This window comes from Ferdinandcohnia sp. Marseille-Q9671, from assembly GCF_976954385.1.
Genome location: NZ_CDRJTA010000004.1, coordinates 614,819 through 638,894 on the forward strand (window position 1 = coordinate 614,819; position 24,076 = coordinate 638,894).

A 24,076-nucleotide genomic window follows, 5' to 3' on the forward strand; every position below is an offset into this window, starting at 1 on the left:
CAAAATGTCTGTTGATATAACAATCAATCAATTTAAAGAACTAAAAGTGGAACTCATGCGTTTTATGATGTCATATAAATTTGCATTAGAAGAAATGAACACAAAAATTAATATCTTAAAACAAGAGTTTCAGTATATCCATGATTACAATCCCATCGAACATATAACATCTCGTGTAAAATCTCCAGAAAGTATTTTAAATAAGATTCATCGAAAAGGATATGAATTATCCATTGATTCTATAAAAGAAAATATCCGTGATATTGCAGGGATTCGAATTACTTGCTCCTATATTTCGGATATCTATAAAATAAGTGAAATGCTTCAAAAACAAAAGGACGTAACTGTCATTGAATGTAAAGACTATATAACACATCCTAAGCCAAATGGGTATCAAAGTTTTCATTTAATTGTTCAAGTTCCAGTATTTATGTCAGATCGAGTGGAACATATTTTTGTTGAAATACAAATTCGTACAATTGCGATGGACTTTTGGGCAAGCTTAGAACACAAAATATACTATAAATACAATAAAGAAATTCCACAGCATATTAAGGATGAATTAAAAGAAGCAGCCATAACCGCGTCTCATTTGGATAAAAAAATGGAAAAACTACAACAAGAGATGAACAAACTAAAAGAAACTTCAAGGAAGGAAGACCTCTTCAGTAATGAAGATAAAATACTCCTGCCTTATGATTTTTTGGCATCGATTAGAAAGTAGCGAAAGGGAGAGGTGACATGCCGAAGATTACGTTTTTCAACTTACCTGAAGACAAAAAACAAACACTTATTGAAGCGGCAAAAACGGAATTTTCGCGAGTTCCCTTATTTGACGCTTCCATCTCAAATATTATTAAAGCTGCTAAAATTCCGCGTGGTAGCTTTTATCAATATTTTGAAGATAAAGAGGATGCCTTTTTCTTTTTATTAGGTGAATTTGCAAAGGAAAAGAAGACGGAATTTCTTACGATGTTAGATAATTATAATGGTAATATATTTCCTACCTTTGTCGACTTCTTTGATTTACTTTTGCAAGAAGATGAAAACCTGACATTCTTAAAGAACGCATTACTTAACATGACCCATAAAATTGAAAGCACATTTGACCGAATGACGAGTGAACATGAAATAAATGAAAATTTTATTGCACTACGTTCGCGAATAGATACCAGTAACTTAAATTTTACGGACGATAAGGAATTATTCCATATCATGCAGATTATTACATCTGTGATGTTACGAAATTTAATTCATGCATTTGCACACGAACTTACATCAGAGGCAGCGTTGGGGCACTTCAAAACAGAAATAAATTTGTTGAAAAAGGGACTTTCCCATTGAATAGGATGAGTCCGGCAGAAGGCGTTCTTGATGTTTCTTGCCGGATTTTTGTGTTCTCAAGGCTTTACATAATTTTAAAGGGATTCGACCCTTTTTTTACGTGTAATAGAGTATAATATAGTCCATTGAGAATGTGAGATTGGATGGGTGACATGCGGAAACTCTATTTATATGGATTATTGCTGTTTGTAATGATGGCCTGGGGGTTTAATATCGTTGCGATTAAGCTTCTTGTTCAAAACTTTCCCCCAATAACTATTACAGCACTACGGATTTTTGCAGCGGGTCTTGTTATTTTTGTGTTTTTATACATGAAAAAAGACCTTCAAAAAATGAACCTGCACGAATTAGGATATGTATCACTGAGTGCACTTACAGGAATCTTTGGTCATCAAGCCTTGCTTTCAATAGGGTTGGTACATACAAGTGCAACCAACGGTGCATCAATTCTTGCATTAATTCCGCTAGTTACTAACATTTTAGCCGTCTTTCTTCTTAAAGCAAAAATGACATTCTTGAAAATAGGCGGTGTATTACTAGGAATTATCGGAATCTATTTTATTTTAGTAGTGGGTGGGGGCTCTTTTACAAAGCTCTCGAGCGGTGACTTTTTAGTGTTTTTATCCGTTATTGCCCAGGCGCTTAGTTTTATTTTTATTAGAAAAGCTTCCTATACATTAGGTACAAAAACAATTACCTGTTATGCATTGTTAATGGGAGCAGGATTTCTGACTGTACTGAGTTTTGGAATGGAGTATCAGGTAATCAGCAGCATTGGAAGTGGCCCTACTTACTTATGGCTTATTTTCCTTTCATCCGCCATTTTATCTACGGGTATTGGAAACTTGTGTTATAATTTTGCAATTTCACAAATTGGTCCAGGGGAAACTGCGATTTTCTTAAATCTTTCACCATTCTTTTCATTAGTGGGATCAGTCTTATTTCTAGGTGAAGAATTTAAGTTTATCCAATTAGTAGGATTTCTTTTAATTGTATGTGGGGTATTGTTAGGTACAGAATTGTTTGAGAGAAAACCGCGACGTGATAAGCAGGTTGGCGTTACAGTAGCAAAATAGATATGTAAGGTCAGCATTCTTACTGGGAGGCTGGCCTGTATTCGTGAGAATAGAATATTTATTTGGTTTGTAAGGCATGTTTTTACTGATAACTAGCACAAATATCCAAAAACATGGTACTACTAGAAAAAATCTAATAGGAATAACAATGTTAATTTGGCTGATTACAATGTTACAGAATTAGCAACAATTGCTAAGACGGACAGCAAAAGGTAAGCTAGACATATAGAATCTAAGGAGGGACCTACATATGGATTTACATGTAAAAGACAGAGTAGCTATTGTAGTTGCATCAAGTCAAGGACTTGGAAAGGCAATCGCTACACAGCTTGTAAAAGAAGGCGCAAAAGTTGTGTTAGCTAGCAGAAATGTGGAAAAATTAAAAACGGTTCAAGAAGAGCTAACATGTTACAACAAGGCTGCCGTTTCCTATCTTCAAACAGATATCACGAAAACAGAAGATATTAATGCGCTAGTTAAGCATACAGTTGATACATTTGGAACAATTGATATTCTGGTCAACAATGCAGGTGGTCCACCAGCTGGTACATTTGATCAGTTGGATGATCAAGCATGGCAAGATGCGTTTGAATTAAATCTATTAAGCTATATTCGTATGATTCGAGGCATTCTTCCATATATGCAGGGAAAAGGTGGGAAAATCATCAATATTGCTTCTTCCTCTATCAAACAGCCAATTCCTGGTTTGATTTTATCGAATACATTCCGGCTAGGAATTGTTGGCTTATCAAAGACGCTTGCTGAGGAATTGGCGCCTCATAATATTCTTATCAACACAGTCGCACCAGGACGAATTGCAACAGATCGTGTTACACATCTTGACAGTGTGAATGCGGAGAAACTTGGCATGTCCATAGAAGAAGTTGAAAAAATGTTTAAGGAAACAATTCCATTGAAACGCTATGGTACACCAGAAGAATTTGCAAACTTCGTCACATTTTTAGCGTCAGACGCAAATTCTTATATGACGGGTCAATCCTTCCTGGTTGATGGTGGAATGGTGAAGGCGATATAAAAAGTAATGAAGTCTGAAACCAGAAAGACCTGGTTCAGGCTTTTTTTATTGTATGGGAATTTATAAAATTTTTGAACTATGGATAATTATTCCGACATCTAGTTTCAGCGCCAAGCCCCTCGAGGTGCCCTTGTCGGACTTGCACAGGATGTACTGACGTCGACGTTTGCCACAGGACGTGGCAGCTTTTAGTTGACGTTCCTCATATGAGGCGCTTGCGCTTTTGTTCGTTGGACTAAATAAGGAAATTGAGGAATATAATAATATATAATATTCCGAAACTTTTCTCGCTCTTATTCGTAGATAAGGTAATGACTGCATGGGGAAGGGGGGAATGATTGTGGTACGATTTATGACGTATTCACTGCTAGTTACTGCCGTTGAGGTGGCGATTCTCTTTGGAATATCCCTTTATTTTGACTATAATCTGTTAACGACCATGTTTTTTGGCTCCTGTTTCTTTGTTCTCTTTGCATTCTTAACCGGCTCATCAGGAGATATTTTCACAAAAAACTCCGAGGTTGCTGTTTTTAATACATTTCTAGGTAGCTACAAGCCCCGAAATGACAAGTTAACATTAAGGGTTAATCCTTTTTTAGTTGGGTCCTTGCTATGCATGGTTGTGTATGGTGTAATGGAGTATTTTATGTAACATAAATCAAGCGCCTTCCCGTTTTGAGGGAGGCGCTTTCTTAATCAAATGCGCCTTAGCGTGTTTGAGCTTAGTCACTCACCACCGATAGAAGTGTTCCTAGTCGGCTACTAATTAAGTTAAAACTCAAGTGTAACCTTTTGCGCATTCGTAATTTTCTTTTCATCCTGGTCAAATACATCACTCGTTGTGATTTCAATGGATTCGAGGTTATCAGATGACTTGAGGATAAAGCCAAGATTGCCTTTTTTTGAAGAATTCCCCTCTATTACACCATTTAAATCCTCTAAGTATATATCCTTCTCCCAATCGAATGTCTCACCTGTATTTGAATTCAGCAGGGCAACTGGAGCAAAATTAACCTCTTCAGAAGACGTATTTTCAATTTCAACAAATACCTTCACAAAATCAAACTCCTCCTTATGTGTTAATACATGAAAGTAATCGATTAGACTATAATCAGGCCGTAAGTGTATAAGCTTCATATCCCGAATCGTAATCTTGATTGGACCGATTTCATATGTTTCATTTACCTGCTTGATTCTTTTTAAGGTAATTTCGCCTTTTTCATCTAAGATAGATTGCCCAGCTTCAAGAAGTGTACGGTCATCAGGAACTTGTGGATTTGCTGCATAGTCATTCAGATAGTCAGTCTCATTTGCAACCGATTTACTTGTATTAATTGATACTTGGTTTGTACAACCTACTAGAATAAGAGTGAATAAGAGTAAAAGTACCATATATTTCTTCAATTGAAATCCCTCCATTGTCAAAAAGAAAGGCTGACGTCAAGTTGATATGCTCCCCCTTAGGTAGACAGATTAAAAAATATAATCTGTTTTACCTTAGGGGGAGTTTTTTATGTCCAATAAAATCTATTCTAGTCAGTTTAAGTATGAAGTAGTAACAGCTTATAAGAACGAAGATTATACAAAGAACTCACCGAGAGATATCAAATACCTAAAGTTACTTTATATAAATGGGTAGAGATATTTGATAAAGATGGGGAAAAAGGATTTGAATACTCTAGCACCTGGAAGTCCTATTCTAAAGAGGTGAAATTAGCCGCTGTTCTAGATTACACATCGGGGGAATATTCACAATATGAGATTGTTCGAAAGTATGAAATTTCAAGTAGAAGTGTCCTTCAGAGGTGGATTTCCAAGTATAATAGTCATAGAGAATTAAAGGATACGTCGAAGGGAAGGACGAGCTCTATGACTAAAGGGAGACAAACTACTTGGGTTGAACGAATTGAAATAGTAATGGATTGTATAGGGAACGGGAAGGATTTTAAGAAAACAGCTGAGGCTTATGAAGTATCCTATCAACAGGTATATCAATGGGTTAGGAAGTATGAAAATGGTGGAGATGAAGCGCTTAAGGATAATCGTGGTAGAAAAAAAGAAGAAACTGAGTTAACTCCAGAGGATAAGATCAAGTTACAGATGAGAAAGTTAGAAAGAGAAAATGAACGTTTGCGTGCGGAGAATTTGTTCTTAAAAAAGTTAGAGGAGATCGAAAGGAGGCGAAAATAAGCCAAATCCGATTTGAGGACAAGTACATCGCTATTAAGGAACTTCATGAGAAAGAAAATCTAAGCATCTTGTTACTTTGTGATATCGCTGGTATTACACGGGCAGCTTACTATAAGTGGCTAAAGCGTACTCCTTCTGAACGGGAACTACAGAATGAAGAAATTATTAAAGAGATGAAAGACCTTCATGAAGAGGTAGAAGGCATCTATGGATATCGGAGAATGACGATGACCATTAATAGAAAACTTGGGCAAAACTTCAACCACAAACGTTTTTATAGACTAATGAAAGTCGCTGGTATACAGTCTGTCATCCGGCAAAAGAAGAAACGTTATAAGCACTCTATCCCTCAACATGTTGCAGAAAATGTATTAAACCGCGAGTTCACGGCTGAAAAACCAAATGAAAAATGGGTAACTGATGTCACGGAATTTAAATATGGAACATCAAAGAAGGCCTATTTAAGCGCTATTCGTGATCTATATGATGGATCGATTGTGAGTTATGTATTAGGACATTCAAATAACAATAAACTTGTTTTTAAGACCCTCGATCAAGCTACACAATTGTTGGATGGAGACCATCCACTTATTCATAGCGATCGTGGTTTCCAATACACTTCTAACGGATTCAAAAGCAGAATAGACAAGGCAGAGATGACACAAAGCATGTCCAGAGTTGGAAGATGCATTGATAATGGACCTATGGAATCATTTTGGGGAACGCTTAAATGCGAGAAGTATTATTTGCGTAAGTATGGGACTTTTGAAGAATTATCTAAAGCGATAGACGAGTATATATTTTTCTATAATCATAATAGATATCAAAAACGACTAAACGGCCTCAGCCCTATGGAATATAGAGCTAAAGCCGCTTAGGTCATTTTTTATTATTTCCACTGTCTACTTGACAGGGGGCAGTTCATATCCCATATTACTTATCATTAATGACTGGTTTCTTTTTCCCTTTTTGAAGAATATCAAAGAGGATTTTTGCATTGTCAGTATTGTCAATTTGTCCAGCGAAACGATCTGCACCAGGTCCAAATGCGTATACTGGGACATCCTCACCAGTATGTCCACCAGTTGTCCAGCCAGTATTGGAACGTTTGTCAAAGATGCTCTCAATTGCGTTATCAATAGCAACTAGCTTTCCAGTAGCAGTAGCATCTTTGACCGAGTTGATTTCCTCAGTAGTAAGATCAAGGTCAATGTAGCTAGACAACACGTCTTCCACCTTTGCACCATTTACAATCTCTTGTGCCATAAAGTCTGGAGTACGTTTTGCAGCTTTAATCGGAGCGCCGAACCAGTTATAAATCCCATCAGATCCAATTGAATAACCGCCAGTAGAGTGGTCCGCGGTAGCTACAACTAATGTATGCTTGTCCTTTTTTGCAAACTCAATCGCAGCTTTGAAGGCTTTCTCAAAGTCTTCCATTTCACTCATCGCTGAAACAATATCATTGTCATGCCCCGCCCAGTCGATTTGACTTCCTTCAATCATAAGGAAGAATCCGTCTTTGTCCTTGTTTAAACGGTTAATCGCTGAAGTAGTCATATCTTCTAATGATGGAACATCCTCCGCGCGATCAAGCATCTTTGGAAGGCCACGCTCAGCGAAAAGACCAAGGACTTGTTCATTGTTATCTTTTAGAAGCTCTTGTTTATTCGTAACATAGCTAAAACCATCTTCTTTAAACTCTTCAACAATATTTCGATCGTCACGAACAAATAAATCTGATCCACCACCAAGCAGAACATCAATTTTATGCTCACCGTTTATTAAGTCATCGTAATAATCTTCAGCAATCGCGTTCATATTCTGACGACTGTGGTCATGTGCGCCATATGAAGCAGGAGTTGCATGCGTTATTTCTGAAGTCGCGACAAGTCCTGTTGCTTTGCCTTGTTCTTTCGCAGCCTCCAGGACAGTTTTACATCAGAACCGTCGTTATCCACAGCAATTGCATTATTGTATGTCTTTATGCCAGCAGACATTGCTGTTGCTGCTGAGGCAGAGTCAGTAATATTTTCTTCAGGGTCTTCGGGATACGTCATTTGTTGACCGACCAGGTATTGATCTAGTACGGTACGATCTACAAATTTTGAATCAGGACTATCTTGTAAGTATCGATATGCAGACGTATAAGAAACTCCCATTCCGTCTCCGATAAGGAAAATGACATTCTTAATTTTTGCGTTGTTATCACTTGGCCCTTTTGCTTCTGCAGTCGTAAAGGCACCTCCTAAACTACCAATTGTAACCGCAGATAAAACAGCTAATGGTAAAAGCTTCTTCTTCATGTTCTTTTTGCGCATCCATTATTCCTCCTCATAATCTATTTCAAGTATGAGTATAGGCTGGTAGTTTTAATGTTTGATTAAAGACAAGTGTGGACTTTGTAAATCGGTAATAACAGTAAAAAGGAACTAACATACAAGGAAACAAACATGATTATTGGATTAAAGCTATGAGCACTGAACTACAAATTTTAGGAGTAATATAGCGGATGGAGAAAGTATGAAAAAGCAATAGGAGGATGTGTGTGTATTTTGTTTACAAATTCTTAAATATTTTGTAAGAAGGAATTTACCTATCCGTATCTAATTTCCAATTTATTATTCTAATAGGTTTCAAAAAAAGGAATACCTCCATTTCAATTATAAATAAATTCCGCTATAATTCTATCTAAAGGGGGTGCTTACAGTTGGATAATCTTGTAAGACTATCTGGTACTTCTCACACTCATGCAAAGCCTATTATTGGAAAGGCGATACTTTGCATGGGGCGAAACATTTAATTTTATCGCTTTGCAAGCTTTTCTTCTAATTTGGCTTTGCACCTTATTTTTCCTAAATCAAAATAAGGAGTGCGGGCAAAAGTGAAATATATAAATGCAAACAAAGTCTTACCTGAAAAGCTTATAATAGAAATTCAAAAGTATGTCCAGGGGGATACCCTTTATATACCGAAGCTGGAAACAGAGTACAAGAAATGGGGAACATCGAGTGGTGGGAGAGAGAAACTTGATCGCCGTAACGAGAACATTCGAAAAGCTTTTATGAACGGCAGCGATATCCAGCAACTGGCTGATGAATATTACCTTTCGACTGAAACCATTAAGAAAATTGTATATTCACATAAAAAGTAGGCGAACAGCACTGGTGAACTTCTTTTCATCAGTGCTTCTTCTATGTAAAAAACGTTTCTGAATCATTTTTTCCATTTTTGATAATGGCTGGATTGTGTAAAATAGGTTAGTAGATATGCCAGTAGAAAGGATTGGAGAAATAGCAATGATTGAAAAGTTTATTAAAAATGAACAATTGAATTTTATAAAAAAACAGATTGATTTTATTAAGGATAGCACCAAAAAGAACGTCCCCCAAAACGTATTAGCTGCAGCAATTGGTTTAGCTAATACTAACATCCTGGATATCTTTCCAAATGTATCAGTGGAGCAACAAGAAATACTGGACATTTCCAGATTGAAAACAGATAAAGAATATGACCAATATATTCAGAGTCTTTCGGACTATATGCTACCCTTTCCAAAAATCACAGAGCAGCAATTGAAGAAGATATTTCCGAAACATAAAAAATTAAAATTGCCCGATTTTTCGAATATCGACCACAACCACGTGACCTATTTAGGCTGGAACGATCTAAGGTATAATAAGACATTTATCGTATACGAGCTAGAAGGAAATTTGGTAGGGATTGAATGCGAACTTGCACCGACTAGCAAAAAGAATATTTGTTCATTGTGTAAAAGTTTTGGTGAGGTTGCCTATTTTTCTACCGTAACAAAAGCAAAAAAGTCAAATAATCCTGATTATTACAAGGCTATCGGCAATCTTATTTGTGCAGATAGTAACGAATGCAATAAGAAAATAACGAATGTTGCCTATTTATCAACGATACTAAGAGACTCACTTGGAATCTGACCATGAAAAAAATAATATATTTATAAAAAACAGACCCTTTCCGAAATAGGAAAATGGTCTGTTTGAATCCTTAATTGAGAATTCTATCTTTTCTTTTTTACACCATTGGTTATCTTTTTCCATTTTTCTTTTTCAGCGATTTGAGCTTTTTTATCTGTTTTTCTCTCCAAGTACGCAAGTTCTTTTTGAAGCTTAACATAGCTTTGGTATCGATTTTCATCGAGCATGCCTAAAGAAATGGCAGATTGGATGGAACAGCCAGGCTCAGATTTGTGGCTGCAATCACGAAAACGACAATTTTCTGCGATTGCTTTAATATCCTGAAAGCTTTGATTTAAGGCATTATCGCTTTCCCATAATTGAAGCTCACGCATTCCTGGTGTATCAATAATGATTCCTCCTGTTTTTAATAGAAGAAGCTCACGATGTGTTGTCGTATGCCTTCCGCGGTCATCACCTTCCCGAACATCCTGTACAAGCTGTTTCTCTTCACCAAGTAGCACATTTGTTAAAGTGGATTTTCCTGCTCCTGAGGAGCCAAGCAAAGCAACCGTCTTGTCATCATCGAAGTAAACTCTCAATTGCTCGATACCGATGTCTTCTTTTACACTGCATGCATGTATCGGAACACCAAACGCAACATTTTCTACCTCATTGATCTTCTCGTCAATATTTAGGCACAGGTCTGACTTTGTCAAAACAATTACTGGATTTGCTCCACTTTCCCATGCCATTAGTAAATATCGCTCAATACGACGTACATTAAAATCATGGTTTAATGCATTTACGAGAAAGACTGTATTTACATTTGAAGCCACAATCTGCTCCTCTGTTACATTTCCAGCTACCTTTCTAGAAAACTTACTAAATCTCGGGAGGACCCCATGGATGATTGCTTTTCCTTCATTTTCTCTAATTGACAAAACAACCCAATCGCCAACTGCCGGATAACTTTCTCGATTGATTGCCTCAAACCGAAACTTTCCTGATACTTCCGCCAAAACTTCACCATTTGTTGTAATTACACGATACATATGTTTATGTTCTAATGCTACTCTTCCAACTGAGAATCCATCTAATTCATAGTTCTTAAAGCTTTCTTGCAAAGTTTCATTCCAACCTAGTTGTTTTACATTCATTATTAAATTCCTCCAACTGAATCCTAATTTTAGATATAAAAAAGGACCGTACACAAATACGGTCCATTCTCTCAATAAATTGAGACATATAAAAACCGTGAGCACACAGCCCACGGTAACATTAGGGTTCAAAAGAAGTAACTTCTTTCGATCAGTATCGTTCACAAGAGGGCTGTGTATGAATATTCAATTTAGATACAAGTACCAATACAATGCTTTTCATAATACATCCCTCTCTTTCCGTTCATTATTTAATATGATAATTATAACAAGTCAAGAAATTTTTGTAAATAATTTTAATTGAGGACATTTTTGCATGAATGTTTTACAAGCTCCATCATTGGACCTAAAGTGCCTTTTGTTTAAGGTCTAGTCTTTATGTTAAGATGTCCTTACTACGATTATATTTCATAAAAAAATAATTATTTTTATTGTGTGGTACTAAACAAAAACTTGTGGAAACTGAAGTATGTTACTATTTAAACAATAATAGATATTTTAATAATAGAGGGAGTTTTATGTTACATTTTATTGATAGATTTGAGCAAGCTTTTCACTATTCACCAATTGGTATGGCGTTAGTTTCACTAGAAGGAAATTGGATAAAGGTGAATCCAGCGTTATCCAAGATTACTGGCTACAGCGAAAAAGAGCTTCTTTCAAGTACGTTTCAAGCTATAACGTATCCAGGTGATATAGAAGTAGATGTTACCTTTGTAAAGGAATTAATTGATGGAAAAAGAGATTCATACGAGCTGGAAAAGAGGTATATTCATAAAAGTGGGGAACTTGTATGGGTGTTTCTATCGGTATCCATTGTTCGAGAGGGAGATAAATCTCTATATTTAATTGCCCAAGTACAAGATATCATGGAAAGAAAACGCTTGGAACTCGATTTAATCGAAAGTGAAGAAAGATTCCGGAACCTTTTAACTTATTCGCCAGATCCTATTATGGTACATAACAAGGATATAATCATGTATGCTAATAAATCTGCAGCGGACCTAGTTGGTTCAACTGCAAAAGAAATTGTAGGGAAATCTATTGCAGAAATTATCGAACAGAAAAATATTACTATTGCCCAAAGGGCTATAGAGAAAATGTTGGCCAATAACAAACCACTTTTAGATATAGATATAAAAATTCGTAGTAAAAATGGACAACTTAAAGATGTGGTTCTTTCAGCAATTCCTATTACTTATATAGGTGAAAAAGCGATCATGTTAAGTTACCGTGATATCACAGAGCGAAAAAAAATGGAACAGGCACTTAAAGAGAGTGAAGAACGTTATCGACATTTAGTTGAATTTTCACCACTGGGGATTTTGGTACATCAAAAAGGCATAATTAAATATGCTAATACAACAGCGTTACGATTATTAGGAGCTGAAATACTAAACGATGTAATCGGATTACATATTTTGAATATAATCCATTCAAGTTACAGACTTGTTGCATCAAAACGAATTGAAAGTGTTGAAAAAAATGGACAGAGTGTTCCAACCTTATATGAAAAATTTATTCGATTGGATGGCCGGGAAATAGACGTTGAAGTGAATGGGATGCCTGTTCAATTAGATGGAGAAACAGCTGTACAGGTAGTGTTTTGGGATGTTACAAACAAAAAGAAAGAAGAGGATTTGATCCGTTATCGTGCCTATCATGATACATTAACTGATTTACCAAACCGTCTGAGATTTCAATTAGACTTAGAAGAAGAGATTAACAAAGATACAATGTTTACGATTATGTATTTAGATTTGCATGGATTAAAACCAGTTAATGATTCTTATGGTCATCAGGCTGGAGATTTAGCTTTAATAAAAGTTACTGCACGATTAACCGGAGTCCTAGGTTCTGCAGGTCTCATCTATAGATTAGGTGGAGATGAGTTTGCAATAGTACTCCCCGGACAAAAAAGTGAAACTGAAATAAGAGAAATCTCAAATAGTATGGCTGAAGTTATAAAACAACCTATATATATCGCAAATACGATTGTACAAGTAACTACCAGTATAGGGGTTGTCTTTTATCCTGATCATGGGGTAGACATGGAATTACTCCTTCGTCATGCGGATATGGCAATGTATCACGCGAAGAAGTCAAATACCCTATACAAAATTTATGACAGATAGTGTTAGCTAAATATTCTTCGTGTGTCTTTACAAGGCATAAGCAAAATAGTAGAGCTCGCTCTGCTATTTTTTATGCTTTAAAAGATTATTATTTAATCTGCTACTACTTTTGGCCGCATCTTAACCAACAGGTATCCTGTCATAAATGTTAGCAGTATTAATATACTAGCACTTACAAAATGACTAAGTCCGTAATTTGCTTCTACTCCATCCAGAATACCAGAGTAGATACCAGCCATTAACGCAGTTAAAATAAGTTTCCACGTATCCATAAATATCCTCCTTTCTTTATATAAAAAACAATTCTCATCAACAAGGCATACTCTTACGTTAAGCACATACCTTTTCAACTGATATTAACATATATAACTATATTTCCGCTCGAGAGTTTTCTAACTATTACAAATTTAATAACTTATACCGGTAACTGGTTCTTTATTAATAGAAACCTACATTCCCTTAACATGCATGATACGTAAATTACTGGAAAACCTAATGGCAAATATTATTATTTTAGAATGGAGGAGTTTATTGTGTCTAATGACAAAAAACTTCCTGAAAAAATTGAGCCGTTATGGAGAGCGCATGTTGATATTCCGGAATTTCCGAAGTTAGAGAATGACCTTGAAGTAGATGTTGTCATTGTCGGAGGTGGGATTACCGGACTTACATCAGCCTATGTGTTAGTAAATGAAGGATTGAAAGTTGCTGTATTAGAAGCGGATAAAATATTGAACGGTACAACCGGGCATACGACCGCTAAGATTACGGCACAGCATGATTTGATTTACGATGAATTCATTACAAATTTCGGTAGAACGACAGCTAGACTCTATTATGAAGCGAATATTGATGCGCTAGAATTTGTGCGAAAAACTGTGAATGAGCACCAAATACAATGTGATTTTAAAGACCAAGATGCAATCATTTACTCTACGACAGATGAGTATGCACAGAAGCTTGAAAAAGAAGCTGAAGCCTATAAAAAGATCGGAATTGAAGGCGAGCTAGTTCCTTCCATTCCATTCGATATAAAAGTGAAAAATGCTTTGGTTATGAAAAATCAGGCACAGTTCCATCCAATAAAATATCTGACACATCTCGTCCAAATTATTAAGGAAAAGGGCGGATTGATTTTTGAACAAACAGTTGCCGTTAATGTAGAACCAGGTGAAAATCCAACGGTTCTTACACGAGATGGAAATCGGGTAACCGGTGGTTTTGCTCTTGCTTGTTCCCATTTTCCATTCTATGAAGGAAGAGGATTGTATTCTGCCAGAATGCACGCAGATCGTTCATACATACTTGGTGTCAAAACAAAGGACAATTATCCTGAAGGAATGTATATTAGTGCTGATAAACCGGTTCGTTCATTACGTTCCGCAAGTGACAATGGGGAGGAAATCATTCTTGTTGCTGGTGGAGGTCATGTAACCGGAGAACTACAAGATACAGATGAACAATACAGTTCGTTAGGGACGTTTAGTGAACAAGTATTTGATGTTGAAAGCATTAAGTATAGATGGTCTGCGCAAGACTTAGTCACGTTGGATAAGATTCCATACATTGGCGAAATTACGGAGAGCGAACCAAGGATTTTGGTTGCAACCGGCTATCGAAAATGGGGAATGACGAGTGGTACTCTAGCTGCCTTGTTATTAAGAGATATCATTTTAAAAAGAAAGAATCCTTATCGTGACATCTACTCACCTTCGAGATTTTATGCTCATCCTAGTCTGAAAAAGTTCTTCGTCACAAATGCGAATGTGGTTAAGCATTTAATCAAAGGAAAATTGGATCTTCCTCAACGAAATGCTGACGAAATTCCAGTCGGAGAAGGAGCTGTTATTTCAGTAGGCGGGGAGCGTAAAGGGGCTTATAAAGATGAAACCGGAAAGCTGTTTGTTGTTGATACTACCTGTACTCATATGGGCTGTGAGGTAGAGTGGAACAAAGGGGAAAAATCGTGGGATTGTCCATGTCATGGCTCGAGATTTTCCTATACAGGTGAGGTCTTGGAAGGACCTGCAGAGAAACCATTACAGCAGCACGATTTCACAATGCTAGACATTCTGACATCTGAGGACTCGGGGTATTAAACTAATTGGCACCTATCCAAAGGATAGGTGCTTCTATAATTTTAATCAGGTAGTCTTTAATAGTAGAGTGGGATTAAGGTGAAGGAATATGTATGACGATAAAGGACGATTAAAAATAGATGTAGAAACACAGGTATATCCAATTTCATTAAAAGTTCATGTTTTCACTCATGGTTATCCATATTTATGTTATGATTTTATATGAATCTAGTATCAAATAAATGAAGAAGCAATGGTAAGTGAAGGTGAGGGTCATCAATGAAGAAATTGGTTCATTTTCTGTTTGGAAAGCCTTTTAAAAAAGAAGATAACTTTCGTTCTAAATACTTTAATTTCATGTATAAAGCGGTTGTAATATTTTATTTTTTTGCTCTATCTATTCAGTTGATTCTAGCGTTTCTCAATCCAATTGAAATTATTGGATTTATTATGGCGGCCATATTTTTTCCAGTAGCGTTTCGAGCAATCATTAGTTTGCTTAGTAAAGTGAATAAGGTGGAGAGAGAAGTATAGTCAGTAATTTTTTATGGATTAGGTTGGTAGGGAGAATCAAGTATATTAGTAATCGTTTGAAAAGAGTTGGCAAAGGTGAAAGAGTTTATAATTGCGGGGAAACAGGGATTTATACGAATTGAGTTTGTTGAAGTATATGGTTATCCAACTGAAACAAGTTATTTAGGTGGATATGATGTGAAAAGCAAGGTTGAGATTAAGAGCGGAAATTATTTAGTGAAAGATGCTGAACTTTGGTGTTCAACAGGTCAAATATACACATTCTTCATTCAACTACAAGAATGCTATAACAATTTAACAGGTAGTGCTACCTTCTCGGAATCAGAGAATAAACTTAAAATAGACCTTACTTTTACATCGTTAGGTCAGGTAAGGATAAAAGGATTTTTTCAAGAAGTAACAAATCAAGAGAATATCCTCCAATTTGAGATTGAAAGCGAACAAACCTATTTGCAATCAACATTAGAACAGTTACAAAAAATTGCAGATAACTATGGTACAGATAATGGTATAAACAAGTAGTTTGTCTTCACAATTTTTCACAGATTACTAATATAATTATTTTTCCAGACTGTACGCAGTATGCGAGCGTTTGTCAACAGTCACTGAGGGACCTACTACTAGTAGGTCCTTTATTTAAGGCATAAAAAAGGTAGGGGCTGAATCAATATCTTTAATCCATATATGCTCTTTACCGGTTAAACCTTCCTTCACCCATACATCTCCGTGATCTTCCTCTGATCTTTTTCGAAGCCAAGTTAGAGTAGAATGAACAACTTGAGGATCTCGATCAAATTCATTCTTCTTTGGGAACGTGAGTTGATTTTGTTCCTCGGTTTTTAAATTGATCGTATATAGGGCCGTGAACATAGTGGGAACAGGTCCTTCATTCCACACCTTATTCTCTTTTGAGCGGGATACAATCACCTCGTTCTCAGAGAACCATTCAAGACTAAGGTCAACATAGCCTTTTGGGGTATATTCCTTTTGTTGGGTAGCAGCAGGCATATCTGCAATGGCTGTTTTTTTATTTTCGACGAAGAAACGACCTTCTCCTGAAATATAGGCTAGTTTATTTTCAGATGGAGCCCACTTTATCCATTGGGGGTACCAAAGCATCTTTCCGATTGCTAGAAATTGCTTTCCTGTTGAGGACAACACACACAATGTGTTACTGTCATTTGACCACGAAGCAGTGGGAGTGGCTAAAAAACTAACCCAATTTCCGTCAAAACTCCACTTAAAATCATCTGCCGAAATAGCAAATAAATCTGGTTCTTTTGTTTGGATGGTATAAAAAGGCTTCATCTTACTTGTATCCAGGTTTGCATCAACAGGAATTTGATAAAGTGGAACCGGCCCCCAACCTGTTGGACGTAGGCTTGCTTGAGACGAAACGATAAATTTTTCCCCAATAGGAAACCACTCAAAATCACTAACCCCTAATGCAACATTTTCAAACCCCTCAGGGCGATCATTCTTCATTTTTGTTACATTTAACACGCCGTGTGAATTGTACGCTAATTGATTTTTACTAGGTGACCATTTAAAATTCCTAGTCTCAACCGTAACATAGGGCTGATAAATTTCTTTTTCCTTTGTGTCATAAATGAATAACTCCGCCTTCTCTCCAAGCTTATCACTATCAACATAAGCCAGAAATCGTCCATCATATGACCATTTTGGAGAATAAACATATTTGTCTTTGGTGAGTTGGATCTCAGTATCTCCGTTTTTGATCCATAGCTGATGGTCACGTATAAATGCGGCAGTGAGTGGAGAACTAGCACTCACCATTATCGGTATATGAAAACTGAATAAGATTATAAATAAAAATATACAAATTCGCACGAATCATCCCTCCTAATAGATAGGATGACCTACTATTTTTATCTTAGTTAATTAGCATTAAAAATGAAACTTTTTCCAATAATAATCCGTACATATTATTATTGCATAGTGAGGAGAAGAGCTTATGTTACAAAAAATAGATAAAACATATTGGGTAGCTTTATTGGTCATCACTGTAATTTTATCTTTCATACTTGGATTTATAGGGCCTCAATTCCTACACCTCGTGCTTTTTAAACACGGTACTACCTTTTTAGTTTTAACTCCTATCATTTCAAATATTTTGATGTTCATTGCATTTGCCTTTTTTGTCTTATTTTGCATTGGTATGTTGTTTGAAAATAAAGCTTGGAACTATATAGGGATATTATTTTTGATAGCAGCATTGGGGATGGGGTACTACGCTGGTTTTGGAAACTATACACTAATTTCAAATAATGAGATTACATTTAGGAAATCTATGTCTGAATCTACTTATAATTGGAATGACATTAAAGAAGCGACTTATAGTAACAGTACCCAAGAACCTACAAAAAAGATTAAGTTACTATTTGAAAATGGGAAGGTAGAGACGTTAGAAATACAGAAGTCATATGTACAAGAAGTAAATAAAATTCAACAAAAGTTTATTCAGAATGATATTCCATTCAAGTAAAAGAAGGAATTTTCTCTTTTAGTTAGAAAGATAGTAATATTAACTTTTATAGAGGTAGATGATTGAAATGGCTTGTTTACATGTACATTATTATTCTGAAACATTAGGTATGCCTGTTGAAATGGAGGTTATCTTGCCACGACCACATTCTGGAAATCTTCAAACCTACCCAACTCTGTATCTCTTACATGATATGGGCGATGGACATTCTTCATGGTTACGTAAATCATGTGTAGAAAGATATGTTGAAGATTTATCCCTCGCAGTTGTAATGCCGGCGGGACACCTTGGCTACTATAGTGATATGCAAAATGGAAAACCATATTTTACATTTATCACGGAGGAGTTACCATCGATTTGTGAGAACATGTTTCCCTTAGGTCAAGATCGAAGCGACCGATTTATTGCGGGTAATGGTATTGGCGGGTATGGGGCAATGAAAGCTGGTCTGTCAGCTTCACATGTTTTTAGTGTTGCTGCTTCCTATTCAAGTCCAATCGATGTCATGGGAATAGTAAATCGATTAGAACATGAAAAGGCTACAGACGTCTTTGGAAACTTGGATGAGTTGAAAGGAAGTTCTCATGACCTGTACGCAATTGTAGATTCCTTCCTAAACACGACCAAGCCTGTTCCAGAAATCTATTTGTCTACTGATTCTGAAGATGAATTTGTAAAGGAGAATGAACATTTTTACCGGCATTTGGAAAAATGTGGACTTCAACCACATTTCTCTAAAACGACAATTGGGAATAAGGGCTGGAAACAATGGGATTCCTCATTAGAAATGTTTCTTACATGGTTAGCTCAAAATAAGCCAAGTATTGTAAAAAGGGGGACTCTGAATGGCCTGGATTGAAACTTATGTATATTCCGAAGTGTTGAGTATGGAAGTACCTGTACATGTCATTCATCCACAGGAAAAGCAGCCCTTTCGTAAAGATACAAAACATAAGGTTTTATGGCTACTTCATGGTGGTTCTGGCGATGAGACCGCGTGGCATCGGATGAGTACTATTGAACGTTATGCGATCCAATATGGACTTGCGGTTATTATGCCTGGAGGGATGAACTCATGCTTTACGGACATGGAACATGGGGGAAAGTTCTACACGTATATGACGGAGGAACTCCCTATTATCATGCAACAATTGTTTCCAAGACTTTCTCCGGAACGCAATGATAACTACATATCTGGTTTTTCGAATGGTGGCTATGGATGCTTACGAATTGGTTTAGCAAGGCCAGACCTATACTCAGCTATTGGAGCATTGTCAGCAGGAGATAAGGCGGATGTTCCTTTTGTGAATGATGGATCTAAGAAGGCGCAAGGACGTATCGAAGTATTTGGTGACGGTGATATCAAGAACACACATCATGACCTTAAGTACCTAGCTGTTCAAGCAGCTAAATCAGGGCAAGAATTACCTAGGATCTATCATGCATGTGGCAGTCTCGATCCGTGGTTGGATTTAAATGAAACGTTGCGGGACTTCTTTTATGGGTTACAGCATACCTATGACTATACATATCAAAGTGCTGAAGGATACGGTCATACATGGGACTTCTGGGATATGGAGATTATACGATTTTTGAAGTTTCTTGATCTTGAGCAGGATGAAACGAAATATATCGGGATGTAAAGATAAGGCGATTAATCAAAAAGTAGGGGGATAGACTAGAATGAAAACATTTAATTTAAAAAGTGCGTGTATCTCCTCGCTAATCTCCGGTATTATTGCAGTTTTAATCGTAATTTTCATTGAGAATAATGTAGTAAGGGCCATATTAATAGGTGTTACAATATTTGTAATTTCTTATGCAGCAAACAAACTAGTTACTTCTAGAAATACAGATTCCTAACGTATGTAAAAGTATGCAATTGTAGATTTAATAGGTAAAAAAGACCCCAATTCAATGAGGTCTATGGTGTAAAATAATGCCAATAGCTTATCTATATTGCCTTCAAATAGTAAGAAATAAGGTTTGTTTTCATCGTCAAATATCATTAAATATGGATCATCTTGACCAGATAAAACAATCGTTACTTCATCTACAAGGTCGTCAAACCATTTGTTTCTCAATACGATATTTGGTTCTAGTGGAATTCTTATCATGTATCCACTAGAAGGAATTGGATTGTATTTAGAAAATACGCCTGTTATTCGTTCAAGAAATATTTCTACTTCTTTTTGTATTTCTGTGTTTCGTTCAACATGTTGTATAACCTCTCCTTGTTTGACATCAAATACTTGTATTTGCTGGGCAGGTTGAGCCATAACAGTAGTTGAAATTATTTGAAAAATAAATAAAGATACCAACACATTCCTTATCATGTAGACCACCTCAAAGATATTGTTCCCCAAACCAAGAGAGAAATTAAGTAACAATTTTCATTGTGGCTACTTGAATCTAAATCAATACGACATGATATTCCTGCTTTTTAACTGCGCGATAGTCTTAGAAGGATTATCGCTTATTTCTGTTGTAATGATTGAAGTACAAAACAATAAATAAGTAGATAATAAATATAGAGGAGATACATCATGAAGAAAAAAACGAAAAAGCTGTGGGTATCATTTTTCATTGGCATAGTTCTGATCCTGTTCTTTTTTTATTTTCAAAACAATTCCATTGTAACAAGTGAATTCACGGTGCGCTCTGACAAGGTTCCACAAAGTTTTAATGGCTATAAAATTGTTCAATTATCTGACCTTCACAATAAGTCTTTCGGAAACGAACAAAACAACTTACTTAAAAAGGTGAAAAGGACAGGACCAGATTTGATTGTTTTTACAGGAGATTTAATAGATTCAGACAGATATGATGAGGATCCTAGTTTACATTTGATGGAAAGATTGGTTCAGATCGCTCCAGTTTACTATGTGACAGGTAATCATGAACGGTGGTCTGGGGAGTTCGATATACTAGAGAGAAAGTTAATCAGTATTGGTGTCAACGTAATGAGAAATACAAGAGAGGAAATCACCATTGGAAAAGACAAAATTCAAATGATAGGTATTGATGACCCGACGTATGGAACCGAATCATATACAGAAAGGGCTATAACGGAAGAAAATATCATGAATTCAATAAAAGGGATAAAGGGAAAACCTAGTTTTCAAATTCTGTTATCACATAGACCTGAAATGTTTTCTCTTTACCGTGAGTATGGGTTTGATGTTGTTTTTTCGGGACACGCACACGGTGGACAGTTCAGAATTCCTTTTGTGGGTGGTTTAATTGCTCCAGACCAAGGATTATTTCCAACGTATACATCTGGGACATACCGATTAGATAGCACAACGATGATCGTAAATAGAGGGCTTGGAAACAGTATAATTCCGATAAGGGTTTTTAATCGTCCAGAAATAGTGGTTGTCACATTGAGTTCAGATGAGTAGGTAGCTAATGCCGTGTTGAGCTAAGTAAATATGAAATTGTCTTATAATATTCCTGAAGAAATCAAGGAACTGGATAACAAAGGCATGTTTTAACAAGAAGCTCACCAACAAACACGTTTTTTGATATTGATATGGTTTTATTATTACAACCTCAACGATAAATTACGTAAGAAAACTGGCTCCCAAAGTAGAATTGAACCACGATAATTCAAGGAGGATTTTCTATTTTGTAGAAGGTAATATAATGACGCTAGAGTGATTGATAAAGGATTATTATCCCAAGTAGGATTCATGTTTTATACGAAATGCTAAAATAAGAAGATACATTTTGGTAATAAATTAATGGAAATAGGGGTGCTCCTTGATGACAAATAATCGAATGAATCCCAAGGTGGATGAATATATAAGGGAAGCAACGAGGTGGCAGGAAGAAACTGAAAAGTTACGAATGATCATTCATGACAGTGGACTAACCGAAGAGTTAAAGTGGAACAAGCCTTGTTACATGTTCGAAAAAAGCAACATAGTTATCATACAAGGATTTAAAGAATATTGTGCACTTATGTTTTTCAAAGGAGTTTTATTAAAGGATCCTCACTCTATTTTAATTAAACCAGGTGAGAGTTCGCAGACGCAACGTCAGATTCGGTTCACAAACGTTCAGGAAATAGATGAAATGGAATCGATTTTGAAAGCGTATATTTTCGAAGCGATTGAAGTTGAAAAAAACGGAATGGAGGTGAAGTTAAAAGAGATTTCAGAATACACCATTCCAGAAGAACTTCAAAATAAATTCGTCGATATTCCTGGATTAAAAACTGCTTTTGAAGCATTAACTCCAGGTAGGCAAAGGCAATACATACTGTACTTCTCACAACCCAAACAATCAAAAACTCGAGTGTCAAGGGTTGAGAAATATATGCAACAAATTCTAGATGGTAAAGGATTAAATGATTAGGTTAAATAAAGCGTCGAAACAAGATGCGAAGACAATGTAAAGTAATTGTTGATTTAGCTGTATTTTAAAATGTAGTGGATAAAGGAGAAGGATGCGTTTGAAAAGAAAGCTATTGTTTTTTATATTCGTTCTATTTTCGTTTACATCTACTGTTCAGGCACTAAGTTGGGCGTATTCTTTTGTCGTATGGAATGGAAATGTATATGAAGTCACAGACGAAAATATGATTGAAACTGAAATAGGGAAAGTCATCGGGGAAGTTAAAACAAAACCTAACGATATGACAGGGAATTTCTATGGTAATGCATCAAATTCTTATCCAAAAGGAACAAAGTATTATGAAATTAGTGGTACGCCTACTGAATCAGCAATTGCTGTTGAAATCGAGAAAAAGCAGTGGGTAAAAGCCGTTTATGTTAACGAAGCGCCTTTTCATTGGATGAATGTAGCTATATATATTTTACCTTTTCTTATCATACTAGCAATTGGTGTTTACATTATACAACGAATGAAGAAAGCAAAAACGAGTGAACAGTAAAAGAAAAATGGATGTACGAATGGGTAGGGAAGTATAGTTGTAACGCAAGGTAGATTGTGGCGTTAGTAAGGAAGCTACGGTAGGCTATAAAAGATGATTATACGTAAAAAGAAAAAAGTACAGGAATCAATAAAATAAAAAAACGCACCGACAACAGTAACGGATATAACTTTACTTTAACCCTTTTACACTTCAGTATTTAGTAAAAACTCCGCCTTCCTACTATTCTTTATAAAAATAATATAACACGACTTTATTTGATCAAACTTGATTTTCAACTTACAGGCTAAATAAGATAAGTCTTTAAAGCAAGTTTTAGTAAGGGAATGGGGGATATATAATTTGAAAAAATTCACCATGCTATTATTTTTAATTTTAATTTTTGTTATTCTATTTGGTTGCCAATCTACAAGTAAAACTCAAAAACCTGAACTACACCAAGACAATATAACATTGCTACTAGATTCGAAGATAACAGAGGTTATTATTTCAGATTCAAGTAAAAGTACTGTAACTGCGTCTGAAAATGAAGATTATATTGAATCATTTAGAAGTATCCTATCGAGTGCTGTGAAAGAAGACGGTATAGCAAATATGTCTAATCCAGATTATATAGTAGATGTTGTCTATGGAAATGAAAGTGAGCAAAGATTTGATTTATGGATAGACCAAACCTCACAAAGGACTACATTGATGAATACCGATGATACGCATACAATTTATACGTTGTCTAAAGAAATGACTGATAAACTTATACTTTTAGTTGGGGAGCCCCTATTGAAAAGTAAGAACTACTAAATTATTTATTTTTAAATAATTGGGTATAAAATGAAAGAGCCGTAATTATGCAAATTTGCATGGTGATTGGGGCTCTTTTTTTATATTCATTAACCATTTCATTCATATTATATAATTCCTCCTAACTAATCCTCATAGTACCTCCATTCACCGCATCAAAGCGGTGATTTCTTGTAAAAGACTATCCTACTATAAGATTGTCTCTTCATTTAGCTAATTAGGCCCGTACGGATACGTATCATAAAGAAAGAACTTGGTAACAAATAACTGAATTTACAAAAAATATTGACCGTAATCCACGAAAGATAGTAGTGTAATGGAGGACAGAGAACTTTACAAACGTTACATTAGCATAACGCATTCAACATCTACTCAACAATTCCTCAAAGA

At 35.9% G+C, this 24,076-nt stretch carries 25 protein-coding genes and 2 pseudogenes; 21 read left to right on the forward strand and 6 right to left on the reverse strand.

What is annotated here, in order from left to right:
* Positions 1–4 precede the first annotated feature (4 nt).
* The 5 genes from ACWNMY_RS18245 to ACWNMY_RS18265 all read left to right on the forward strand — a co-directional run bounded on the left by ACWNMY_RS18245 (position 5) and on the right by ACWNMY_RS18265 (position 4,108).
* Complete coding sequence (locus ACWNMY_RS18245) at positions 5–724, forward strand: GTP pyrophosphokinase (RefSeq protein WP_449539680.1); 720 nt, start codon at positions 5–7, stop codon at positions 722–724.
* Between the two features lie 17 nt (positions 725–741).
* Positions 742–1,344 carry a TetR/AcrR family transcriptional regulator gene (locus ACWNMY_RS18250; RefSeq protein ID WP_449539681.1) on the forward strand — a complete coding sequence of 201 codons (603 nt, stop codon included), beginning with the start codon at positions 742–744 and terminating at the stop codon, positions 1,342–1,344.
* Positions 1,345–1,496: 152 nt separating this feature from the next.
* Entirely contained in the window at positions 1,497–2,420 is a 924-nt protein-coding gene (locus ACWNMY_RS18255) for a DMT family transporter (RefSeq protein ID WP_449539682.1), read from the forward strand.
* A 250-nt stretch (positions 2,421–2,670) separates the two neighbouring features.
* Positions 2,671–3,456: an SDR family oxidoreductase gene (locus ACWNMY_RS18260; RefSeq protein WP_449539683.1), complete on the forward strand. Its 786-nt coding sequence runs from the start codon at positions 2,671–2,673 to the stop codon at positions 3,454–3,456.
* Positions 3,457–3,796: 340 nt separating this feature from the next.
* Positions 3,797–4,108 (forward strand): hypothetical protein, encoded by a 312-nt coding sequence (locus ACWNMY_RS18265; RefSeq protein ID WP_449539684.1) that lies wholly within the window; start codon positions 3,797–3,799, stop codon positions 4,106–4,108.
* Positions 4,109–4,227: 119 nt separating this feature from the next.
* Here the strand turns inward: ACWNMY_RS18265 and ACWNMY_RS18270 are convergent, their stop codons facing one another.
* Entirely contained in the window at positions 4,228–4,848 is a 621-nt protein-coding gene (locus ACWNMY_RS18270) for a hypothetical protein (protein ID WP_449540484.1), read from the reverse strand.
* A gap of 121 nt (positions 4,849–4,969) precedes the next feature.
* Here ACWNMY_RS18270 and ACWNMY_RS18275 point away from each other — a divergent pair, with 121 nt between their 5' ends.
* The gene (locus ACWNMY_RS18275) at positions 4,970–5,095 is read left to right on the forward strand and encodes a hypothetical protein (protein ID WP_449539685.1); all 126 of its coding nucleotides are present in this window, start codon (positions 4,970–4,972) and stop codon (positions 5,093–5,095) included.
* A gap of 38 nt (positions 5,096–5,133) precedes the next feature.
* Positions 5,134–6,524, forward strand: a pseudogene (locus ACWNMY_RS18280) (IS3 family transposase); the annotation flags it as partial.
* Positions 6,525–6,579: 55 nt separating this feature from the next.
* Here ACWNMY_RS18280 and ACWNMY_RS18285 read toward each other — a convergent pair.
* Positions 6,580–7,967: pseudogene (locus ACWNMY_RS18285) on the reverse strand (alkaline phosphatase).
* Positions 7,968–8,530: 563 nt separating this feature from the next.
* Here ACWNMY_RS18285 and ACWNMY_RS18290 point away from each other — a divergent pair.
* Together ACWNMY_RS18290 and ACWNMY_RS18295 are read left to right on the forward strand one after the other, a co-directional pair.
* Positions 8,531–8,800: a CD3324 family protein gene (locus ACWNMY_RS18290; protein WP_449539686.1), complete on the forward strand. Its 270-nt coding sequence runs from the start codon at positions 8,531–8,533 to the stop codon at positions 8,798–8,800.
* Positions 8,801–8,945: 145 nt separating this feature from the next.
* Positions 8,946–9,596, forward strand: a complete 651-nt coding sequence (locus ACWNMY_RS18295; RefSeq protein WP_449539687.1) for a FusB/FusC family EF-G-binding protein — start codon at positions 8,946–8,948, stop codon at positions 9,594–9,596.
* Positions 9,597–9,679: 83 nt separating this feature from the next.
* On the opposite strand, the gene rsgA is transcribed toward ACWNMY_RS18295, so the two are convergent.
* Positions 9,680–10,735: a ribosome small subunit-dependent GTPase A gene (gene rsgA / locus ACWNMY_RS18300; RefSeq protein ID WP_449539688.1), complete on the reverse strand. Its 1,056-nt coding sequence runs from the start codon at positions 10,733–10,735 to the stop codon at positions 9,680–9,682.
* Positions 10,736–11,253: 518 nt separating this feature from the next.
* Here rsgA and ACWNMY_RS18305 point away from each other — a divergent pair.
* Positions 11,254–12,870, forward strand: coding sequence for a PAS domain S-box protein (locus ACWNMY_RS18305; protein ID WP_449539689.1), 1,617 nt, complete (start codon positions 11,254–11,256; stop codon positions 12,868–12,870).
* A 92-nt stretch (positions 12,871–12,962) separates the two neighbouring features.
* Here ACWNMY_RS18305 and ACWNMY_RS18310 read toward each other — a convergent pair whose 3' ends face one another.
* A complete protein-coding gene (locus tag ACWNMY_RS18310) occupies positions 12,963–13,142 on the reverse strand; it encodes a hypothetical protein (protein ID WP_449539690.1) in 180 nt (59 codons plus the stop codon).
* 246 nt (positions 13,143–13,388) lie between these two features.
* On the opposite strand from ACWNMY_RS18310, the gene ACWNMY_RS18315 reads away from it, so the two are divergent.
* The 3 genes from ACWNMY_RS18315 (at position 13,389) to ACWNMY_RS18325 (ending at position 16,004) form a co-directional block, all read left to right on the forward strand.
* On the forward strand, positions 13,389–14,969 hold the full coding sequence (locus ACWNMY_RS18315; protein WP_449539691.1) for an FAD-dependent oxidoreductase: 1,581 nt from the start codon (positions 13,389–13,391) through the stop codon (positions 14,967–14,969).
* A gap of 258 nt (positions 14,970–15,227) precedes the next feature.
* Positions 15,228–15,482 carry a hypothetical protein gene (locus tag ACWNMY_RS18320; protein ID WP_449539692.1) on the forward strand — a complete coding sequence of 85 codons (255 nt, stop codon included), beginning with the start codon at positions 15,228–15,230 and terminating at the stop codon, positions 15,480–15,482.
* A gap of 75 nt (positions 15,483–15,557) precedes the next feature.
* Positions 15,558–16,004 (forward strand): WapI family immunity protein, encoded by a 447-nt coding sequence (locus ACWNMY_RS18325; protein WP_449539693.1) that lies wholly within the window; start codon positions 15,558–15,560, stop codon positions 16,002–16,004.
* Positions 16,005–16,118: 114 nt separating this feature from the next.
* Here ACWNMY_RS18325 and ACWNMY_RS18330 read toward each other — a convergent pair whose 3' ends face one another.
* Positions 16,119–17,333 (reverse strand): translocation protein TolB, encoded by a 1,215-nt coding sequence (locus tag ACWNMY_RS18330; protein WP_449539694.1) that lies wholly within the window; start codon positions 17,331–17,333, stop codon positions 16,119–16,121.
* Positions 17,334–17,457: 124 nt separating this feature from the next.
* Here ACWNMY_RS18330 and ACWNMY_RS18335 point away from each other — a divergent pair, with 124 nt between their 5' ends.
* The 4 genes from ACWNMY_RS18335 to ACWNMY_RS18350 all read left to right on the forward strand — a co-directional run bounded on the left by ACWNMY_RS18335 (position 17,458) and on the right by ACWNMY_RS18350 (position 19,851).
* Entirely contained in the window at positions 17,458–17,988 is a 531-nt protein-coding gene (locus tag ACWNMY_RS18335) for a hypothetical protein (RefSeq protein WP_449539695.1), read from the forward strand.
* 67 nt (positions 17,989–18,055) lie between these two features.
* Entirely contained in the window at positions 18,056–18,847 is a 792-nt protein-coding gene (locus ACWNMY_RS18340; RefSeq protein WP_449539696.1) for an alpha/beta hydrolase, read from the forward strand.
* A complete protein-coding gene (locus ACWNMY_RS18345; protein ID WP_449539697.1) occupies positions 18,834–19,631 on the forward strand; it encodes an alpha/beta hydrolase in 798 nt (265 codons plus the stop codon). Before ACWNMY_RS18340 ends, ACWNMY_RS18345 begins: the two co-directional genes overlap by 14 nt.
* Positions 19,632–19,671: 40 nt before the next feature.
* Complete coding sequence (locus ACWNMY_RS18350) at positions 19,672–19,851, forward strand: hypothetical protein (RefSeq protein WP_449539698.1); 180 nt, start codon at positions 19,672–19,674, stop codon at positions 19,849–19,851.
* Here the strand turns inward: ACWNMY_RS18350 and ACWNMY_RS18355 are convergent.
* Complete coding sequence (locus ACWNMY_RS18355) at positions 19,848–20,324, reverse strand: hypothetical protein (RefSeq protein ID WP_449539699.1); 477 nt, start codon at positions 20,322–20,324, stop codon at positions 19,848–19,850. The genes ACWNMY_RS18350 and ACWNMY_RS18355 overlap by 4 nt on opposite strands.
* 210 nt (positions 20,325–20,534) lie before the next feature.
* Here ACWNMY_RS18355 and ACWNMY_RS18360 point away from each other — a divergent pair, with 210 nt between their 5' ends.
* The 4 genes from ACWNMY_RS18360 (at position 20,535) to ACWNMY_RS18375 (ending at position 23,686) form a co-directional block, all read left to right on the forward strand.
* Entirely contained in the window at positions 20,535–21,392 is an 858-nt protein-coding gene (locus tag ACWNMY_RS18360; protein ID WP_449539700.1) for a metallophosphoesterase, read from the forward strand.
* 364 nt (positions 21,393–21,756) lie between these two features.
* Positions 21,757–22,350, forward strand: coding sequence for a YdeI/OmpD-associated family protein (locus ACWNMY_RS18365; RefSeq protein ID WP_449539701.1), 594 nt, complete (start codon positions 21,757–21,759; stop codon positions 22,348–22,350).
* Between the two features lie 97 nt (positions 22,351–22,447).
* Positions 22,448–22,888 carry a hypothetical protein gene (locus ACWNMY_RS18370; RefSeq protein WP_449539702.1) on the forward strand — a complete coding sequence of 147 codons (441 nt, stop codon included), beginning with the start codon at positions 22,448–22,450 and terminating at the stop codon, positions 22,886–22,888.
* 342 nt (positions 22,889–23,230) lie between these two features.
* Entirely contained in the window at positions 23,231–23,686 is a 456-nt protein-coding gene (locus tag ACWNMY_RS18375) for a hypothetical protein (protein ID WP_449539703.1), read from the forward strand.
* Positions 23,687–24,076: the final 390 nt, after the last annotated feature.

What these genes read in the sequence shown, in the direction of transcription:
- ACWNMY_RS18245 (WP_449539680.1), top strand. Translation starts at nt 5, where the DNA reads ATGTCTGTTGATATAACAATCAATCAATTTAAAGAACTAAAAGTGGAA.
- ACWNMY_RS18250 (WP_449539681.1), top strand. Translation starts at nt 742, where the DNA reads ATGCCGAAGATTACGTTTTTCAACTTACCTGAAGACAAAAAACAAACA.
- ACWNMY_RS18255 (WP_449539682.1), top strand. Translation starts at nt 1,497, where the DNA reads ATGCGGAAACTCTATTTATATGGATTATTGCTGTTTGTAATGATGGCC.
- ACWNMY_RS18260 (WP_449539683.1), top strand. Translation starts at nt 2,671, where the DNA reads ATGGATTTACATGTAAAAGACAGAGTAGCTATTGTAGTTGCATCAAGT.
- ACWNMY_RS18270 (WP_449540484.1), bottom strand. Translation starts at nt 4,848, where the DNA reads ATGGTACTTTTACTCTTATTCACTCTTATTCTAGTAGGTTGTACAAAC.
- ACWNMY_RS18275 (WP_449539685.1), top strand. Translation starts at nt 4,970, where the DNA reads ATGTCCAATAAAATCTATTCTAGTCAGTTTAAGTATGAAGTAGTAACA.
- ACWNMY_RS18295 (WP_449539687.1), top strand. Translation starts at nt 8,946, where the DNA reads ATGATTGAAAAGTTTATTAAAAATGAACAATTGAATTTTATAAAAAAA.
- rsgA (WP_449539688.1), bottom strand. Translation starts at nt 10,735, where the DNA reads ATGAATGTAAAACAACTAGGTTGGAATGAAACTTTGCAAGAAAGCTTT.
- ACWNMY_RS18305 (WP_449539689.1), top strand. Translation starts at nt 11,254, where the DNA reads ATGTTACATTTTATTGATAGATTTGAGCAAGCTTTTCACTATTCACCA.
- ACWNMY_RS18310 (WP_449539690.1), bottom strand. Translation starts at nt 13,142, where the DNA reads ATGGATACGTGGAAACTTATTTTAACTGCGTTAATGGCTGGTATCTAC.
- ACWNMY_RS18315 (WP_449539691.1), top strand. Translation starts at nt 13,389, where the DNA reads ATGGAGGAGTTTATTGTGTCTAATGACAAAAAACTTCCTGAAAAAATT.
- ACWNMY_RS18320 (WP_449539692.1), top strand. Translation starts at nt 15,228, where the DNA reads ATGAAGAAATTGGTTCATTTTCTGTTTGGAAAGCCTTTTAAAAAAGAA.
- ACWNMY_RS18335 (WP_449539695.1), top strand. Translation starts at nt 17,458, where the DNA reads ATGTTACAAAAAATAGATAAAACATATTGGGTAGCTTTATTGGTCATC.
- ACWNMY_RS18340 (WP_449539696.1), top strand. Translation starts at nt 18,056, where the DNA reads ATGGCTTGTTTACATGTACATTATTATTCTGAAACATTAGGTATGCCT.
- ACWNMY_RS18345 (WP_449539697.1), top strand. Translation starts at nt 18,834, where the DNA reads ATGGCCTGGATTGAAACTTATGTATATTCCGAAGTGTTGAGTATGGAA.
- ACWNMY_RS18350 (WP_449539698.1), top strand. Translation starts at nt 19,672, where the DNA reads ATGAAAACATTTAATTTAAAAAGTGCGTGTATCTCCTCGCTAATCTCC.
- ACWNMY_RS18355 (WP_449539699.1), bottom strand. Translation starts at nt 20,324, where the DNA reads ATGATAAGGAATGTGTTGGTATCTTTATTTATTTTTCAAATAATTTCA.
- ACWNMY_RS18360 (WP_449539700.1), top strand. Translation starts at nt 20,535, where the DNA reads ATGAAGAAAAAAACGAAAAAGCTGTGGGTATCATTTTTCATTGGCATA.
- ACWNMY_RS18365 (WP_449539701.1), top strand. Translation starts at nt 21,757, where the DNA reads ATGACAAATAATCGAATGAATCCCAAGGTGGATGAATATATAAGGGAA.